This window comes from Mesorhizobium sp. M7A.F.Ca.CA.002.04.1.1 (assembly GCF_004022805.1).
Lineage (GTDB): Bacteria > Pseudomonadota > Alphaproteobacteria > Rhizobiales > Rhizobiaceae > Mesorhizobium > Mesorhizobium ciceri.
In genome coordinates this window covers 1-583 of record NZ_RZPL01001260.1, presented here as the reverse complement: position 1 = coordinate 583, position 583 = coordinate 1, and the positions used below count along the sequence as shown (strand labels likewise).

Below are 583 nucleotides of genomic sequence, written 5' to 3'. Positions count from 1 at the left end.
GCGGTGCGCCATACTGGAAGGCACGATAGAGGCCGCCGAAGCGCTCCTCGACCGTGGCGCGGTCCAGCCCTACCGTCTCGAACGCCTTGACCATGGTTTCGGGCAGATGGTTGCGGATACCGCCTGAGGCGATCTCGAAACCGTTGCAGACCATGTCGTACTGGAACGCCTTGATGCCGAGCAGGTCCTCGCCATTCAGCGCATCGATGCCACCTTGCGGCATCGAGAACGGGTTGTGGGCGAAGTCGATCTTCTTCTCTTCCTCGTTCCACTCGAAGAACGGGAAGTCGACGATCCAGCACAGCTCGAAACGCTCGCGGTCGACAAGGTTCAGCTCCTCGCCGGCACGGGTGCGCGCAGCCCCCGCGAAGGAGACGAACTTCTTCGGGTCGCCGGCAACGAAGAAGGCGGCGTCGCCATCGGCAAGGCCGAGCTGAAGGCGGATCGCCTCGGTGCGCTCCTCGCCGATGTTCTTGGCGAGCGGACCGGCGCCTTCGAGCTTGTCGCCCTCCTTGCGCCAGAAGATATAGCCCAGCCCCGGCTGGCCCTCGCCCTGCGCCCAGGAATTCATGCGGTCGCAGAA

Annotated in this window: 1 protein-coding gene; it reads right to left on the bottom strand. The window is 64.3% G+C overall.

From position 1 onward, the window contains the following. A partial coding sequence (locus tag ENZ75_RS33690) for an amino acid--tRNA ligase-related protein (RefSeq protein ID WP_348630653.1) occupies positions 1–583 on the bottom strand: 583 nt, incomplete at both ends.